This is a genomic window from Winogradskyella damuponensis (assembly GCF_039538385.1).
GTDB classification, from domain to species: domain Bacteria; phylum Bacteroidota; class Bacteroidia; order Flavobacteriales; family Flavobacteriaceae; genus Winogradskyella; species Winogradskyella damuponensis.
In genome coordinates this window covers 405,046-421,519 of sequence record NZ_BAABCB010000002.1, presented here as the reverse complement: position 1 = coordinate 421,519, position 16,474 = coordinate 405,046, and the positions used below count along the sequence as shown (strand labels likewise).

The following is a 16,474-nucleotide window of genomic DNA, read 5'->3' as shown; positions in this document are numbered from 1 at the left end:
ACGCTTTTATTTTCAGGTTGTAAATTTCCGAAACATACAGATTTAAACCCCTACTGTTTTCAGGGGTTTTAATATTACTGAAAACAACTAATCTGGTTAGACTTTATACTTTAAAGGTAAATGAATTACTTTTTTAGTTTCAAAAAATGGTTCTTTAAAATAGTCCGATAACAAGAAGGCCTTAACCGTTTTGTACTGTTTTAATTCTTCCGCTAAATCACCACCCTTAAGATATAGGATCCCATTTTTTAATTCATTTTTTTGGTTTTTTGCAATTTTACCCTTAACCCAAGTGGTAAACTCTGGCATTGTAGTTACAGCTCTACTTACAATAAAATCGAAGTGTTCATCAATAGCTTCTACTCTACTATGCGTTGTTTTTACATTGGTAAGTTCTATTGCTTCGCAAACAGCATTAATTACTTTTAATTTTTTATTAATACTATCTACCAAATGAAATTGGCTTTCTGGAAATAAAATAGCCAAAGGCACACCAGGAAACCCGCCACCTGTACCAACATCTAAAATAGAAGAACCTGGAGCAAAATTTATGACCTTTGCAATCCCTAAAGAATGTAACACATGTCTCAGATACAATTCATCTATATCCTTGCGTGAAATTACGTTTATCTTACTGTTCCATTCTTTGTACAAGTGCTCTAAAGCTTCAAATTGTTGAATTTGGTTTTCCGTTAAATTGGGGAAATATTTTAGAATCAATTCCATAAGTTGTCTTTCTGCAAAAGTAATTCTTTTTAAGATTTACAATTTAACATTCTTCAATAATGGTTGCTTTTTATTTATTAACTATCTTTGTATTGTTATAATGAATTAAAATCCCTTACGTTATAACAATAAATAATTTATATTCTAATGGCACAACAAACAGTAAAATTCTCTAGAACAGACTCTGCTAAGTTCTTTAAAACCCTAAACAAACGCGTTAACAACTACTTCAAAGAAAATAATATTAAAAAAACAGGCAACTGGAAACTCTACATAAAAGCAATAATAATGTTTGCTTTATTACTTGGCCCTTTAGTCGTATTGTTGACAGTTGATCTACCAGCATGGCTACAGGTTATATGCATGATGGTTATTGGTATTGGAATGGCAGGTGTAGGCATGAATGTTATGCACGACGCAAACCACGGCTCATTTTCTAGTAAAAAATGGGTAAACAAACTTATGGGAAGCAGCATACATATACTAGCTGGTAACGACTATAACTGGAAAGTACAACACAACGTTTTACACCACACTTACACAAATATTCAAGGGCACGATGAAGACATTGATGCAGGACGAATTATTCGTTTTTCTAAACATTCTAAATGGTTAAAAATTCATCAATATCAAAAATATTATGCCTTTTTATTATATGGTTTATTAACAGTTAACTGGGCTATTACTACCGATTTTAAACAAACCTACCAATACCTTAAAAGAAAATTATCTTATGGCGAATTTCCTAATCCTGCAACACAATGGACAAAGTTAATTATTGGTAAAATATTATACTACTCTATTTGGGTGGTATTACCTTTAGTTTTAGGTTACGCATGGTGGCAAGTTTTAATTGGATTTCTAATTATGCATTATACAGCTGGAATTATTCTAAGTGTTATTTTTCAATTAGCACATGTAATGCCAAATACAGAAATGCCTTTACCAGACCAAGATGGAAATATGAAAAATACTTGGGCTATTCATCAATTATTCACTACCTCTAATTTCTCACCTAAAAGTTGGATTGTAGAGTTTTACACTGGTGGCTTAAACAGACAAGTAGAACATCATTTATTCTCAAATATTAGCCATGTGCATTACAAAAATATTGCAAAAATAGTAAGAGAAACGGCTCATGAATTTAGTTTACCTTATAACGAGTACAATTCTATTTGGACAGCTATTTCGGAGCATTATCAGCAATTAAAAGAATTAGGTAAAAAGCCAAGCATGGCTTAAGTCACTTCGCAGATTAAAAACAACGAATAATTACAATGATGAACCAACTATCAGATAGAATTAACAACCTAGCGACATCAGCTACGTTAGCTATGGCTGCAAAAGCCAGAGAATTACGTGCAGAAGGAAAAGACATTATTGGACTAAGTTTGGGAGAACCCGACTTTAACACACCCGATTTTATTAAAGAGGCTGCGATTGAAGCTATTAACCAAAATTATAATAGCTACACACCTGTTGATGGTTATGTAGAATTGAAAGAAGCTATTATTACCAAATTTAAACGCGATAATAACCTCAACTATTCATTACCGCAAATTGTAGTGTCTACTGGAGCAAAACAAGCACTTGCAAATGTCGCTGCAGTAATGATTAATCCTGGTGATGAAGTTATTTTACCTTGTCCTTATTGGGTAAGCTACAGTGATATTGTAAAATTGAGTGATGGAGTTCCTGTGGAAGTTCAAACCTCAATTGATAATGATTTTAAAATGACAGCTGAACAGTTAGAAGCTGCCATTACTCCGAAAACCAAAATGATTTGGTACAGCTCACCTTGTAACCCAAGTGGTTCTGTGTATAGTAAAGAAGAATTGAGAGCGTTAGCAGATGTTCTAAAAAAACACCCTCATATCTATGTCGTTTCAGACGAAATCTACGAACATATTAATTTTAAAGGAGGTCATTTTAGTATGGCTGAATTTGAAGATATGTACGACAGAACTGTGACTGTAAATGGGGTTTCTAAAGCCTTTGCTATGACAGGCTGGAGAATTGGTTATATTGGAGCTCCAGATTGGATTGCTAGAGCTTGTAACAAAATGCAAGGCCAAATTACTAGTGGAGCTAATTGTATTGCTCAACGCGCTGTAATTACAGCTTTAGAAGCAGATCCATCTCGTATAAAGTATATGGTTGATGAATTCAAGGAAAGACGTAAACTTATACTTGATTTATTAAGTGAAATCGAAGGATTTAAAACAAATGAACCAGAAGGCGCCTTTTATGTCTTTCCAAATGTATCATCATACTTTGGAAAAACCATTAAAGGAAAAACAATAAACAACGCTTCTGACTTCTCTCTATTTTTATTAGAAGAAGCTTTGGTGGCAACTGTTACAGGTGAAGCTTTTGGAAACCCTGATTGTATAAGAATTTCTTATGCCGCTTCTCAAGACAATATCAAAGAAGCTATTAAGCGTATTAAGTCTGCTTTAAGCTAAATAAAACATATTATAATAGATATAAATAAGTTGTAACGTTACTGTTGCAACTTATTTTTTTATACAGAACCTTAGCTTTAAAGAACTATAGTATTAAACTACACTTTATACACAAGCCACAAGAGCTACACATGCAAACACAGCTATTTTTAAGGCCATTGAAGTTGTATGGCTTGTCTTACACAGTTTTGGAAATTTAGAACGCCTCCTAACACCAAATATCGATTTATTACACGCCTTTTTTAAATTATATTTTACAACGCGTTTGTATCTGGAATTCAATAAGCCTTTTGTTGCTAAATGAGACTTATTAGAACGCTTCGTATTCGTTTCTGCATCTTCGGTTTTATTTAATCTCATAATTGTTGTTTTAAATATTTCAGATAAAATACAAATTATTAATTAAATCTCAAAAAATGAGCCTAAATTCTGTCATTATCACAATAAACAACTATAAAATCTAACAATTCAAAGTAGGCAATGCAATTTAAAATTTATTAAAAGAATTAGAAACACAAATTATGTTACTTTTTTAATTGACTAATACATCTGTTAAATATGTAAAGCCTATTAAAAGAAAAACAGACAAAATAATAGTAAACAATATTACTTTTAGCATTCTAACTTTACGTTCTTCTTTTAAGCGCTTGCCAATTTCATTTAATTGTTTTGTTGACGCTTTAGGTAAATTATATTCCGTTTTACGGCTACGCTTATAACCACCAAGCAAGTTTTTGAACTTCTCTCGCTTAGGCAACTGATTCCTATTGTAATTAATAACATTCATTGAATTGGATGGCATAGCAGTAAGGTTTTAAATTTAAAAAATAAGCGAGAACAAATTGCATCAATACCTAATGTAATATGCGATTGTAGAGATAAAAGACACAAATACAAGTGTATTAGGTCAGTTAGAAAGAGCTGTACAAAGGCTTTATTTTATTAAAACAAAGCGATGAGCGCAATGGCAAAGACAGATAGTTTTAAAATAACAGCTGTATAATTTACCATGTGACTTTGAATACGCTTTGTACGTTGTCTAATTGCAAATACTGATTTTGACTCTAAAGTTTTAAAGTTTTGTTTCACTACAGATTTGTAATTTGAATTTAATAAGCCACGTGTTGTAAAATGAGATACCGCAATGGGTTCTGGTACAAATTCTAATGATGAGTTTAATGATAATTCCATGATTGATGTTTGTTTGGTTATACAAATATGACGTATTAACATTTAAAATGTTACAGTCTAGAGGTCACAGCATTACAACACCAAACCCTCTAATATCACAGAATTATTAATGAGAATATAGGCTAGCTCAATTTTAAAATAGTAAAAAAAAAGAATAGAATTATTGATTTTCTTTAACCAACGTATAAATAAAAAGTCCTAAACCTATCATTTTAAGAAGTAGGATGAATGGATTAAATTCTAAATCATTTAGAAAAAGCAAAACCGATCCTAGGATTATAAATACTGCCGCTAATAATTTAATTTTATTTACAACCATCCTATTTAATTTATCGATTACGCCAGAAAAAAGGAGTTAACAATATCAAAACTGTAAATAATTCTAATCTACCAATAAGCATTAAAAAAGAAGCCCACCATTTTCCTAAAGGCGGTAAAGCAGCATAATTATTTACAGGTCCAAATTCACCTAATGCTGGCCCTACGTTTCCTAAACTAGAGGCCGAAAGTCCTATGGCTGAAGTAAAATCCATATCAAACATTGAAAACACTAAAGCCCCTACAATAAATGACAACATGTAAAGAATAAAGAATCCAAGAACATTGAATACAATATCTTTAGAAACCGATTTACCATTATAACGTACAGGAATAATAGCATTGGGATGTAAAGCACGCTTAAATTCTAAAAAACTATTTTTAATTAAAATTAATTGACGCATTACTTTTACACCACCAGAAGTACTTCCCGCAGAACCACCTAAAAACATCATTCCAAAAAAGAATACTGTCAAAAATGGAGTCCACATAGTATAATCTGCACTTACAAAACCTGTTGTTGTAATTACAGTCAACACCTGAAATAGAGCATGTCTTAATGCACTTTCGGCTTCTCCTAAAACCATTGGGTGTGTTATGGTGGACTGAGACACATCTGCTTTAAAATAGATTAAAACGGCCGCGATTAGAGTAAAAATGATAATAAATTTAAAATAGAGTTTAAATTCTTCATCTTTTAAAATTTTAGAAACTTTACCTTTAAAAAGATAGTAACTTAATACAAAATTAGTACCAGCCAAAAACATAAAGAATATAATAATATACTGTATTAACGGATTATCATTCCAATAAGCAACACTAGCATTTTTAGTAGAAAAACCACCTGTAGATAATGTACTCAACGCATGATTTACAGCGTCAAAAAAAGACATACCTGCAAGTTGCAATAGTAATGTTTCTGCCACGGTATAACCAACGTAAATAAGCCATAATCGTTTAGCCGTATCTGTTATTCTTGGGTGCAATTTATCTGCACTCGGCCCAGGAGCTTCAGCTGTAAATAATTGCATGCCCCCAACACCAAGCAAAGGCAATATCGCAATCGCTAAAACAATAATCCCCATACCACCTATCCAATGTGTCATACTTCTCCAAAACAAAACACCTTTTGGTACTATTTCAATATCATTTAAAATACTAGCACCGGTAGTTGTATAGCCAGACATGGTTTCAAAAAAAGCATCTGTGAACGAAGGAATAGCTTCTGTCGCAATATAAGGTAAGGCGCCGGTTATTGACATCACAATCCAACCGAAGGCAACGACGATATAACCTTCGCGCTTATTCATTTCCTTACGATGGTTTTTTGTTCTAAACATTGCCAAAACACCAATTAAAAATGTTGTAACACCTGCTAAAAACAATTGAAACGTAACACCATCTTTATAAATAAAACTTATCAACGTTGCGATAAGCATAAAACCACCATTAAACAGTAATAGCAACCCTAGGAAATGGAAAATAATCTTATAATTAAGTTTTATTCTAGACATGCTCTTATTAAGAAAAAAAACGTTCTACTTCAGAAATAGACCGAGGCAAACAACAAACTACAACACGGTCACCAGGTTGAATTTTGAAACTTCCTAATGGAATTGATCCTTTTCCATCTCTAATTACACCACCAATGATCGCGGATTTTGGAAATTTTACATCTTTAATAACCTTATTCGTAATTTTAGATTTTTCCTTAACCACAAACTCTAAAAGTTCTGCATTCATATTGGTTAATTTAGTCATGGCTACAACCTCTCCTTTTCTAATGTATCTAAAGATATTATTTGCAGCTAATAATTTTTTATTAATTAAAGTATCAATCCCAATTGATTGCGATAATTGATAGTAATCCATATTTTCAACCAAGGCTATAGTTTTCTTTACACCTTTAGACTTTGCTAAAAGGCACGACATAATATTGGTTTCAGAATTACCCGTAACAGCAATAAAGGCATCCATATCTGAAATATTTTCTTCATCTAAAATGTCCACATTTCTGCCATCACCGCAAATAACTAAAGCACTTGGTATATCTTCTGCTAATTCTTCAGCTTTACCTCTTCTACTTTCTACCAGTTTCACATTAAACTTACTCGAACATAAATCTTTAGCCGTTTGAAAGCCTATTTGACTTCCTCCAAGAACCATAACATTTTTAATCGTAACTTTAACTTTTCCTGATAATTTAAATAATTCCTCATCACCACTTTTAGAAGTCATAAAAACAACTTTATCGCCTTCTTTAAAAATAGTATCACCACGAGGTATTATAGTATATTGCGTTCCCAATCGTTGAATTGCAATAGGGATAAAATTTAATTCCGGATAAATTTCGGCAGCTTCTTTTACTGTTTTATCAACAAAGGTTGCTGTTCGAGACAAACGTAAACCCAACATGGTTAATGCTCCGTTTTCAAACTCATAGGTATCATTAAAACCATACTGATTTAAAAGTAATCCTATTTCAGAAGCAGCCAAAGATTCTGGTGAAATTAATTCATCAATCCCAAATTTTGAAAACCCAACCGTTTCTTTATTATCTATAAATTCGGTATTAGAAATACGAGCTATCGTTCGTTTTGCTCCAAGTTGTTTTGCTAACACACAAGCTGTAATATTTGTGGTTTCAGAAGATGTAACCGCAATAAAAAGAGCTGCAGTATCTATTCGCGCATCTCTTAAAATAGCAATAGATGTAGCATCGCCTTTAATAGTTTTGATATCTAAATGCTCACCAGCATATCCTAAACTCTCTTTTTTTGTATCAATTAAAGTGATTTCTTGCGACTCGTAAGACAACAATTTTGCCAAATGAAATCCTACTTCTCCTGCACCTGCAATAATTATTTTCATGTGTTTACATTTATTGTTTTTAAAAAGTCACATGCGGCTCGCAATTAATCATACCCTTAGGCTGATCTCTTTTTGAACATGCTCGTTTCATTTTACTTCATTGAAATAAGCGTACAAATATACTAAGAAGTTATAAGTGCAACCAAAAGTTGCAGGTTAATAAGTGGCTAAAGCATTTAAAGTTATAAGTAGTTATAACTTCTTAGTATATTTGCAAAAAATTTTTAATGACCAAAAAAATAAATCCATATAAGGACAGTGACCAAACCAAAAAGGTTCAGGTTACTAAAATGTTCGATACAATATCTAAAGAATACGATGGCTTAAACCGTGTCATCTCTTTTGGTGTTGATGTCAAATGGAGAAACAAAGTTGTAGAATTAGTGGCTAAAAATAATCCTGAAAACATTCTTGATATTGCTACAGGAACAGGCGATTTAGCGATTAGTTTAACAACAACAAATGCTAAAGAGATCATTGGATTAGATATTAGCGATGGCATGTTAGAAGTTGGACGCAAAAAAATTAAAGCAAAGCAATTAGATAACGTAATCTCGATGGTTATTGGAGATTCTGAAGATTTGCCATTTGAAGACAACACTTTTGATGCTATTACTGTAGCATTTGGAGTTCGTAATTTTGAACACTTAGAAAAAGGACTAGCAGAAATTTTAAGAGTCTTAAAACCCAATGGTATTTTCGTTATTTTGGAAACTTCAGTACCTACTAACCCTATTTATAAAGCAGGCTACAACTTCCATTGTAAACTAATTATGCCAACTATAGGAAAATTATTTTCTAAAGATAAAGTGGCCTATAGTTACCTCAGTGAATCGGCCTCTGTTTTCCCTTATGGAGAAGCTTTAAACAATATTTTATCAAAAATTGGGTTTATTAATGTGGAACACAAACCACAAACTATGGGAGTAGCGACAATCTACTCAGCATCTAAAGCATAATATGAGGAAAATAATATATCTAGTACTATTTTTATTAACGTGTCAAAACGTTACTGCTCAACTTTTTACCAAAGAAAAGGTGGCTAATAACCCAGACAATATTGATCAAAAGTTTTTGTCTTGGGGATATTTCATTGGTTTTAATCAGTATGACTTTAATTTTGATTATAATGAAAACTTAGAAGATATTCTGGTTGATAAGTCTTTTGGTTTTCATTTAGGACTTATTGGAGACATGAGAATTAATGATTATTTAAATTTAAGATTAGAACCTGGTGTTTTCTTTACCACTAGGAATTTGCGTTATGACGAAAGTTATTTTGAAGGCATGGAGTTTAATGATTCTGATTTGCTAAGAGAAGTCAAATCTACTTACGTTCACATTCCACTATTATTAAAAGTATCTACCAAACGTATTAACAATTTTAAACCCTTTATTATTGGAGGGATTTCTACCGCTTTAAACCTGTCTAGTAATCAAGACAACCCAAACGACAATAGTTCTGGAGAATTTAGAATGACAAAAAACACGTTTTTCTATGAACTTGGTTTTGGTATAGACCTTTACCTACTCTATTTTAAATTCACCCCTTCAATTCGTGGTGTTTTTGCTATGAATGATGAAATCGTTAAAGATGTAGATCCCAACAGTCCGTGGACAGGTAATATTTCTAAAATGCAAACTAGAGGCATTTTTATTAATTTTACGTTTCAATAGTACGTCTCCTAAATTCGCTTAACAGTATTGCTGTGGCATTGGCCACATTTAAACTTTCTGTTGCTTTAATATGACCAAATTGAGGAATTGTTACTTTCCTTGACACCTCGGCTTCAATGGATTCTGAAATGCCGTTGGCCTCATTCCCTAATACAATTATACCTTCAGTAGGTAAATCTGCAGTGTAGATATTTTCTCCTTCTAAAAAAGTACCAAAAACAGTAGTCTTACAAGATGTTAAATAGTCGTTTAAGTTCACATATTGCACATTTACCCGCGTTAAAGAGCCCATTGTAGCTTGTACAACTTTAGGATTGTAGCAATCTACAGTATTATAACTACAGACCAAGTCTTTAACACCATACCAATCGCAAAGCCTAATTATTGTTCCTAAATTACCTGGATCTCTTACATCATCTAAAGCGACAATTAACCCCTTTTCTTGTGTTGATTCTTGGTTTGGAATTTCGAAAACAGCTAAGGCTGTATTAGGATTTTTTAATGCTGAAATTTTTTTTAATTCAACTTCTGAAATTTCAAAAACTAAATCTTTCGGAGCCTCAAAAATGGATTTTGTCGTAAATAAACTTTTCAACTTAAAATCAGATTTTAGAAATTCTGAAATCCCTTTTATACCTTCAACTATAAACAACCGTTCTAGTTGCCTGTTCTTTTTTTGACTTAACCCCTTTATTAACTTTATTTGATTCTTTGATAACGCTGAACTCATCGTAATTTTTTCTGATTTGTTGCAAAATAATCATTTTGCTCTCATATTTCATCTTTTTATGACTTTGTAACACTAGTACGAAGTATAAAAAAGAATTCTTCTAAAAACAAAAGCATCATTTTTAGTTTAAATAAAAAAAGTGAACATGAGTTCTTTAAAATGTCTTTACATTTGTTAGACGAAACCCATAATACTAATTAATAAATCTTTTTTAGTGTTGTTTGATTTCTAAATTAAAGTGATTGCTATTTCATAACAAGAAATGGTATTATTTTTGTTTCATTAATACGTCATTTAAAATTAAGATATCTCAATTGAGTTTACAAGATTTCACTTTAATACCATTTACCAATTACAATGTGCGACACCGCAATGTGTTGCTTTGGCTATGTATTATATTACTAAGCTCTTGTAACGTTGTAAAACGTGTTAAAGCAGACGAACATCTTATAACAAGTAATACCATCTTAGAGGATGGAGATAAAATAAATAGTGAACGCATTAACAATATCATTACACAACGCACCAATTCTGGTATGCGAAAGTTTTTTGGGTTTCCTTTAAAACTCTATATCTACAATCTCGCCAGACCTAACATAGATTCTATAATCAATGCTAATATTTTAAGTGACTCGTCTAAAGTAAAACGAAAAACCGCACTTCTCTCCAAAAAGCAATTTGATAATCTTATTGAATCTAAACGCAGTTTTAATGCTTGGTTAAAACGCACGGGTGAAGCTCCTGTAATTTATGATGAAAACAAAACCATTAAAACTGTTAGCAATCTTAGAAAGTATTACTATAGTAAAGGATGGTTTAACAACGAAATAACTTACGAGGTAGAAAAAGACAGTAATAAACTTGCCCAAGTAACTTACAAAGTCACAAAACATAAGCCTTATATTTTAGATTCGCTGAAACCTTTTATAAGTAGTCCTGCCATTGATTCGCTCTACAATAAATTTAGTAAAACAACATTACTAAAAAAAGGAGAACAATACGACGAACAAAATTATGAGAATGAACGCGAACGTATTAACAGTTATTTGAGAAATGCTGGTTTTTATTATTTTGGACAAGATTATATCCGTTTTGAAATGGATACAATTAAGACAAATCATAAAGTCCATACCGATTTAATTATAGCCAACAGAACCATTAGAGGTGATGATTCTACAACCACAACACCTTTTAAAATTTACAAAATAAAAGAGGTTAATATTTTTACAGATGATAATTTTAATAACCGCTTTAAACCTATAGTAGACACAACAACATACAAAGACTTTAACCTCTACAGTAAAGAAAAATTAAGGTTTAGACCCAAGGCACTAACTGATGCTGTTTTTATTAATAAAGGCGACATTTATAGTGATTTAGCACGAAGTAGAACGTCGCGTTACCTCAACGATTTACAAATGTTTAGATACCCAAACATAGAGTATATTGAAAACGAAGAAGACACGACATTAACCGCCAATATTTTTTTAGAACCTAAGAAAAAATACGCTTTAAGTTTTGATCCTGAAATTAATCAAAGTAACATACAAACCATAGGCTTCTCTTTTAGCACAGGTTTAAAAATTAGGAATATTTTTAAAGGTGCAGAAACTTTGGAAATCTCTGGAATTGCAGCTATTGGAGCTTCAAAAAACAGAAATGATCCTGAAGCTGCTTTTTTTGACATTAATGAATTTGGTGGTAATATTCGTCTAACAATCCCACGATTATTTAGTCCTTTTAATACAGACAAAATCATCCCTAAGTATATGTCTCCAAGTACCATTATAAATGTTTCAGCTACGAGCCAACAAAATATAGGTTTAGATAAACAAACGCTTTCTGGTATGTTTAGTTACAATTGGTCTCCATCTAATACTGTCACTAATACCTTAGAATTGTTTAATGTAAATTTTGTAAAAAACTTAAATACAAGTAACTACTTTGGAGTCTACCAAAATTCTTTTGGACGCTTAAATTCTATTGCTCAAGATATAGGATATATAGGTAATGACAGCAGTTTGTATGATGAAACATCAACAACAAACAGGTACGAACCTGCAGATGTCTTCATCAATGAGGTTTTAGCTGGCAATACAAGCTTAACATCAAATGATGATGACTATTTAACCGTAAACAACATCGAAGAACGCAAAGAGCGACTCACAGAAAACAACCTTATTTTTTCTACAAGTTTTAATTATAAAAAAGACAAGCGTAAAAACATCTTTGATAACGATTTCTCTGTTTTTAAATGGCGAATTGAATTAGCTGGCAATTTACTATCTAATATTTCTAGTATTTTAGGATCACCTAAAAACGATGCCGATAATTACGAAATTTTTGGAGTGGCATTTTCGCAATACATAAAAACAGATATAGACTATGTAAAATATGTAGATTTAGGCAGAAAAAATGTATTAGCCTTTCGTGGTTATGCAGGTATTGCTATTCCTTATGGCAATTCTAATAGTATTCCTTTTTCAAAAAGTTTTTTTGCAGGAGGTCCTAACGACAATAGAGCATGGACAGCTTATAATTTAGGACCTGGAGGATCTAAATCTACAAACGAATTTAACGAAGCCAACTTTAAACTTCATTTAAGCGCAGAACAGCGCTTTAGTTTATTTGGTGCATTTAGAGGTGCTGTGTTTATAGATGCTGGTAATATTTGGAATGTTTTAGATAACGTAGAAGAAGACGCAGCCACCTTAACCAGTTTCGATTCTTTAAAAAATATTGCAATAGGCTCAGGCTTTGGTTTGCGTTACGATTTTGACTTCTTTGTGCTGCGTTTTGATATTGGCTTTAAAACTTACGACCCTTCTAATGATGAAGGCAATCGCTGGTTTAAAACCTATAACTTTAGAAATGCAGTTTACAACATTGGTATTAACTATCCTTTCTAAATTTTAATAAAAAACCTTTTGAAGTTTTTCATTATAAGATTTAATCATTCTTTTTTAGAAAAACTTAAACCGCATTAAAAACGATAACGTTTTCGGTTATTTATGGCAATTCTCGTCTAATAAATACTCAAAATTATGTATTTTTGATATCTAAACTTTTTCAATTATAAAATTATGAGTCATAATATTAAACCTGGAGTTGCAACCGGAAGAGACGTTCAAAATATTTTTAAACTAGCTAAGGAAAAAGGCTTTGCCTTACCTGCAGTAAATGTTATTGGGTCTAGTTCTATAAATGGTGTTTTAGAAACTGCAAAAGCATTAAATGCACCAGTCATTATTCAATTTTCTAATGGTGGAGGCGTTTTTAATGCTGGTAAAGGTTTAAGCAACGACAACCAAAAAGCTGCCATTGCAGGTTCTATTGCTGGGGCAAAACATGTGCACCAAATGGCCGAAGCTTATGGTGTACCTGTAATTTTACATACAGACCATTGCGCTAAAAAATTATTACCTTGGATTGATGGTTTATTAGATGCTAGTGAGCAACATTTTAAAGAAACAGGAAAACCACTTTACAGTTCTCACATGATTGATTTGTCTGAAGAACCAATTGAAGAAAATATCGAAATTTGTAAACAATACCTATCGCGTATGAGCAAAATGGGTATGACTTTAGAAATTGAATTGGGTATTACAGGCGGTGAAGAAGATGGTGTTGATAATACAGATGTTGATGATTCTAAACTATACACACAACCTGAAGAAGTAGCTTACGCATATGAAGAGCTAAGTAAAATAAGCGATCAATTTACTATTGCTGCTGCTTTTGGTAATGTTCACGGTGTTTACAAACCTGGTAACGTAAAATTAACTCCAAAAATCTTAAAGAATTCTCAAGATTATATTTCAAAAAAATACGGTGTTGGTCATAACCATATCGATTTTGTCTTTCATGGCGGATCTGGTTCTACAGTTGAAGAAATCAGAGAAGGTATTAGCTATGGCGTTATAAAAATGAATATCGATACAGATATGCAATATGCCTTTATGAGTGGTGTAAGAGATTATATTCAAGATAAAAAAGACTACTTGCAAACACAAATTGGTAATCCAGACGGAGACGATCTTCCTAACAAAAAGTATTACGACCCTCGTGTTTGGCTTCGTAAAGGTGAAGAAGCTTTTGTTGCAAGACTTAAAAAAGCATTCGAAGATTTAAATAATGTAGACACATTATAATTTTTTTTCAACAACTTTTAAAACCCGTCAGAACTTAAAATCAGAGTTTTAGCGGGTTTTTTATTTATATATAATTTCATTTTTTGAGATAGCTATTCCTATTTTTGAGTTATATTTAATAAAATAGTAATTTTGTACACTTTGCATTTGCAAATTATAACGAATTAAAAGTAGCGATTACTGATTATTAAAATCAAAATCGTAAACCTATCCTTAGTATAATCTAAGGATTAAAATTGTAACCTTAATATGGCTTGGTTTAAAAGAAAAGATAAAGGCATTCAAACCTCAACAGAGGAAAAAAAAGATACTCCCAAAGGACTTTGGTATAAATCTCCTACTGGAAAAATAATAGACACCAAAGAACTAGAACAAAATTTTTATGTAAGTCCAGAAGATGGCTACCACGTAAGAATTGGAAGTAATGAGTATTTTCAAATTTTGTTTGATGATAATAAATTCAAGGAATTAGACGCGAACTTAACCTCTAAAGATCCTTTAAAATTTGAAGACACTAAGAAATATCCAGACCGTTTAAAAGCGGCTCAAGCTAAAACAAACCTAAAGGACGCTGTACGTACTGCAGTTGGTAAATCTAAAGGCAATGATTTAGTTATTGCTTGTATGGACTTTAGCTTTATTGGTGGTTCTATGGGGTCTGTGGTAGGTGAAAAAATTGCCAGAGCTGCAGATTATGCCTTAAAAAAGAAAACTCCTTTAATGATTATTAGTAAATCTGGTGGAGCACGTATGATGGAAGCTGCTTTATCTCTGATGCAGTTAGCAAAAACATCTGTTAAACTTGCTCAGCTCGCAGATGCTGGTATCCCTTATATTTCATTATGTACAGATCCTACAACTGGAGGTACAACAGCTTCGTTTGCAATGTTAGGAGATATTAATATCTCAGAACCGGGAGCATTAATTGGTTTTGCAGGCCCTAGAATTGTAAGAGATACAACGGGTAAAGAATTACCTGAAGGATTTCAAACTTCAGAATTTTTATTAGAACATGGCTTTTTAGATTTTATAACCCATCGTAAAGATTTAAAATCAAAAGTGAATTTGTATATCGATTTAATAAAAAATCAACCGATACGATCATAAAAAAAAAAAAAGAGGTTTAATCAACCTCTTTTTTTTGTTTTAATAACTAACGTGTTACCGTATTAAGCTTTCTTAAAAAATATAGAAAACTCAGTTCCCACATCTACTTCACTCTGCACTTCTACTTTGCCGCCTAAAGATTCAATATGATTTTTAGTAAGAAAAAGACCAATGCCAATGGCGTCTTCATTATTGTGAAACGTTTTATACATCTCAAAAAGCCGATCTCCAAACTTATTTAAATCTATCCCAAGTCCATTATCCTTAATTACCAATACCACAACATCGGCTTCAATTCGAGAGCTTAATTCTATAATTGGATGTCTTTTTTCAGATTTGTACTTAATAGCATTTGTAAGAAAGTTTAGAATTATACTATCAAGATAGGCTGGAATGCCTTTTACACAAACATCTTCATCAATTTCGTTATAAATTATGGCTTCTGCATTTTGAGCTAAAGCAATAATATTATAAGTCGCTTTTTCGGCATAATCATATAAATTAAGAACCTGCATTTTAGAAGCATCAATTTCTTTAATTTTTGCTACTTGAGTTAAATGAGCAACGGTTTCCTGTAAATTCTCAACAGCTTGTTTTAATAATTGAAAATTCTCATTTTGGTTTAAAACAGAAAAATCTTCCTCTAAAAAATCGGTAAGAACAGATAAATTACCAGAGTGCGATCTTAGATTATGAGTCACAATATTAGCAAAAGATCGCAACCTATCATTTTGTTCTTCGGCAACACTAAGCATCAATTTTAACTTATCTTGATTTTTTTGCCTCTTAGTAATATCTGTAAATTGCCAAATCATGTGTGCACGTCCTTCCTTAAAATAAACCAAGGACACATAGATTAACAACCAAATAATGGAACCGTCTTTATGGAAATAGCGTTGTTTTACACGATACTTATCAATTTTACCATTTATAAGTTTTTCGTATTTATGCTCGTGTACACCAAGATCTTGAGCATAGACAATATTACTAATGTCCATATTAAAAAGCTCCCATCTTGTATATCCAAAAATATCGCAGATACTCTCGTTAACCTTTAACCAATTTCCATCTAAGCTTACGATAGCAATACCATTATAAGTATTATTAAATATACGCTCTAAAACATCGTGCGCATTAGAAGAATCCTGTAGATGATTTGAAACTTTCATACATTATATTTAATAAGGATTAAACCATATGAAAGCTATCAGTTAATAAGGGTTTGTTGCTTTAAATTA

The 16,474-nt window shown here is 31.9% G+C and carries 15 protein-coding genes; 7 read left to right on the top strand and 8 right to left on the bottom strand.

Features of this window, described 5'->3' with window-relative positions; all coding sequences use genetic code 11:
• Positions 1 to 96: 96 nt before the first annotated feature.
• A complete protein-coding gene (rsmG, locus tag ABD730_RS01955) occupies positions 97 to 726 on the bottom strand; it encodes a 16S rRNA (guanine(527)-N(7))-methyltransferase RsmG (protein WP_344712177.1) in 630 nt (209 codons plus the stop codon).
• Between the two features lie 147 nt (positions 727 to 873).
• Between rsmG and ABD730_RS01950 the strand changes: the two genes are divergently transcribed.
• Both ABD730_RS01950 and ABD730_RS01945 read left to right on the top strand, forming a co-directional pair.
• Complete coding sequence (locus tag ABD730_RS01950) at positions 874 to 1,968, top strand: fatty acid desaturase family protein (protein WP_334467599.1); 1,095 nt, start codon at positions 874 to 876, stop codon at positions 1,966 to 1,968.
• A 38-nt stretch (positions 1,969 to 2,006) separates the two neighbouring features.
• The gene (locus ABD730_RS01945; RefSeq protein WP_334467918.1) at positions 2,007 to 3,191 is read left to right on the top strand and encodes a pyridoxal phosphate-dependent aminotransferase; all 1,185 of its coding nucleotides are present in this window, start codon (positions 2,007 to 2,009) and stop codon (positions 3,189 to 3,191) included.
• Between the two features lie 105 nt (positions 3,192 to 3,296).
• Here ABD730_RS01945 and ABD730_RS01940 read toward each other — a convergent pair whose 3' ends face one another.
• From ABD730_RS01940 to trkA, 5 genes are all read right to left on the bottom strand, one after another.
• A complete protein-coding gene (locus tag ABD730_RS01940; RefSeq protein WP_344712175.1) occupies positions 3,297 to 3,551 on the bottom strand; it encodes a hypothetical protein in 255 nt (84 codons plus the stop codon).
• Positions 3,552 to 3,723: 172 nt separating this feature from the next.
• The gene (locus tag ABD730_RS01935; RefSeq protein ID WP_344712173.1) at positions 3,724 to 3,993 is read right to left on the bottom strand and encodes a hypothetical protein; all 270 of its coding nucleotides are present in this window, start codon (positions 3,991 to 3,993) and stop codon (positions 3,724 to 3,726) included.
• Positions 3,994 to 4,133: 140 nt separating this feature from the next.
• The gene (locus ABD730_RS01930) at positions 4,134 to 4,382 is read right to left on the bottom strand and encodes a hypothetical protein (protein ID WP_215928583.1); all 249 of its coding nucleotides are present in this window, start codon (positions 4,380 to 4,382) and stop codon (positions 4,134 to 4,136) included.
• 329 nt (positions 4,383 to 4,711) lie between these two features.
• On the bottom strand, positions 4,712 to 6,214 hold the full coding sequence (locus ABD730_RS01925; RefSeq protein WP_334467606.1) for a TrkH family potassium uptake protein: 1,503 nt from the start codon (positions 6,212 to 6,214) through the stop codon (positions 4,712 to 4,714).
• 7 nt (positions 6,215 to 6,221) lie between these two features.
• Entirely contained in the window at positions 6,222 to 7,571 is a 1,350-nt protein-coding gene (trkA, locus tag ABD730_RS01920; protein WP_334467608.1) for a Trk system potassium transporter TrkA, read from the bottom strand.
• 227 nt (positions 7,572 to 7,798) lie between these two features.
• Here trkA and ubiE point away from each other — a divergent pair, with 227 nt between their 5' ends.
• Complete coding sequence (gene ubiE / locus ABD730_RS01915; RefSeq protein WP_215928577.1) at positions 7,799 to 8,530, top strand: bifunctional demethylmenaquinone methyltransferase/2-methoxy-6-polyprenyl-1,4-benzoquinol methylase UbiE; 732 nt, start codon at positions 7,799 to 7,801, stop codon at positions 8,528 to 8,530.
• Between the two features lies 1 nt (position 8,531).
• Positions 8,532 to 9,248 (top strand): type IX secretion/gliding motility protein PorT/SprT, encoded by a 717-nt coding sequence (gene porT, locus ABD730_RS01910; protein ID WP_215928575.1) that lies wholly within the window; start codon positions 8,532 to 8,534, stop codon positions 9,246 to 9,248.
• Here porT and ABD730_RS01905 read toward each other — a convergent pair.
• Positions 9,235 to 9,978 (bottom strand): TrmH family RNA methyltransferase, encoded by a 744-nt coding sequence (locus tag ABD730_RS01905; protein WP_344712169.1) that lies wholly within the window; start codon positions 9,976 to 9,978, stop codon positions 9,235 to 9,237. The two genes, porT and ABD730_RS01905, sit on opposite strands and share 14 nt — an antisense overlap.
• A gap of 314 nt (positions 9,979 to 10,292) precedes the next feature.
• On the opposite strand from ABD730_RS01905, the gene tamL reads away from it, so the two are divergent.
• The 3 genes from tamL (at position 10,293) to accD (ending at position 15,236) form a co-directional block, all read left to right on the top strand.
• On the top strand, positions 10,293 to 12,887 hold the full coding sequence (gene tamL / locus ABD730_RS01900) for a translocation and assembly module lipoprotein TamL (RefSeq protein WP_344712167.1): 2,595 nt from the start codon (positions 10,293 to 10,295) through the stop codon (positions 12,885 to 12,887).
• Between the two features lie 174 nt (positions 12,888 to 13,061).
• Positions 13,062 to 14,129, top strand: a complete 1,068-nt coding sequence (gene fbaA / locus ABD730_RS01895; protein WP_334467616.1) for a class II fructose-bisphosphate aldolase — start codon at positions 13,062 to 13,064, stop codon at positions 14,127 to 14,129.
• Positions 14,130 to 14,378: 249 nt separating this feature from the next.
• A complete protein-coding gene (gene accD, locus ABD730_RS01890; protein ID WP_215928570.1) occupies positions 14,379 to 15,236 on the top strand; it encodes an acetyl-CoA carboxylase, carboxyltransferase subunit beta in 858 nt (285 codons plus the stop codon).
• A 62-nt stretch (positions 15,237 to 15,298) separates the two neighbouring features.
• On the opposite strand, the gene ABD730_RS01885 is transcribed toward accD, so the two are convergent.
• A complete protein-coding gene (locus ABD730_RS01885) occupies positions 15,299 to 16,405 on the bottom strand; it encodes a sensor histidine kinase (protein ID WP_344712165.1) in 1,107 nt (368 codons plus the stop codon).
• Positions 16,406 to 16,474 lie beyond the last annotated feature (69 nt).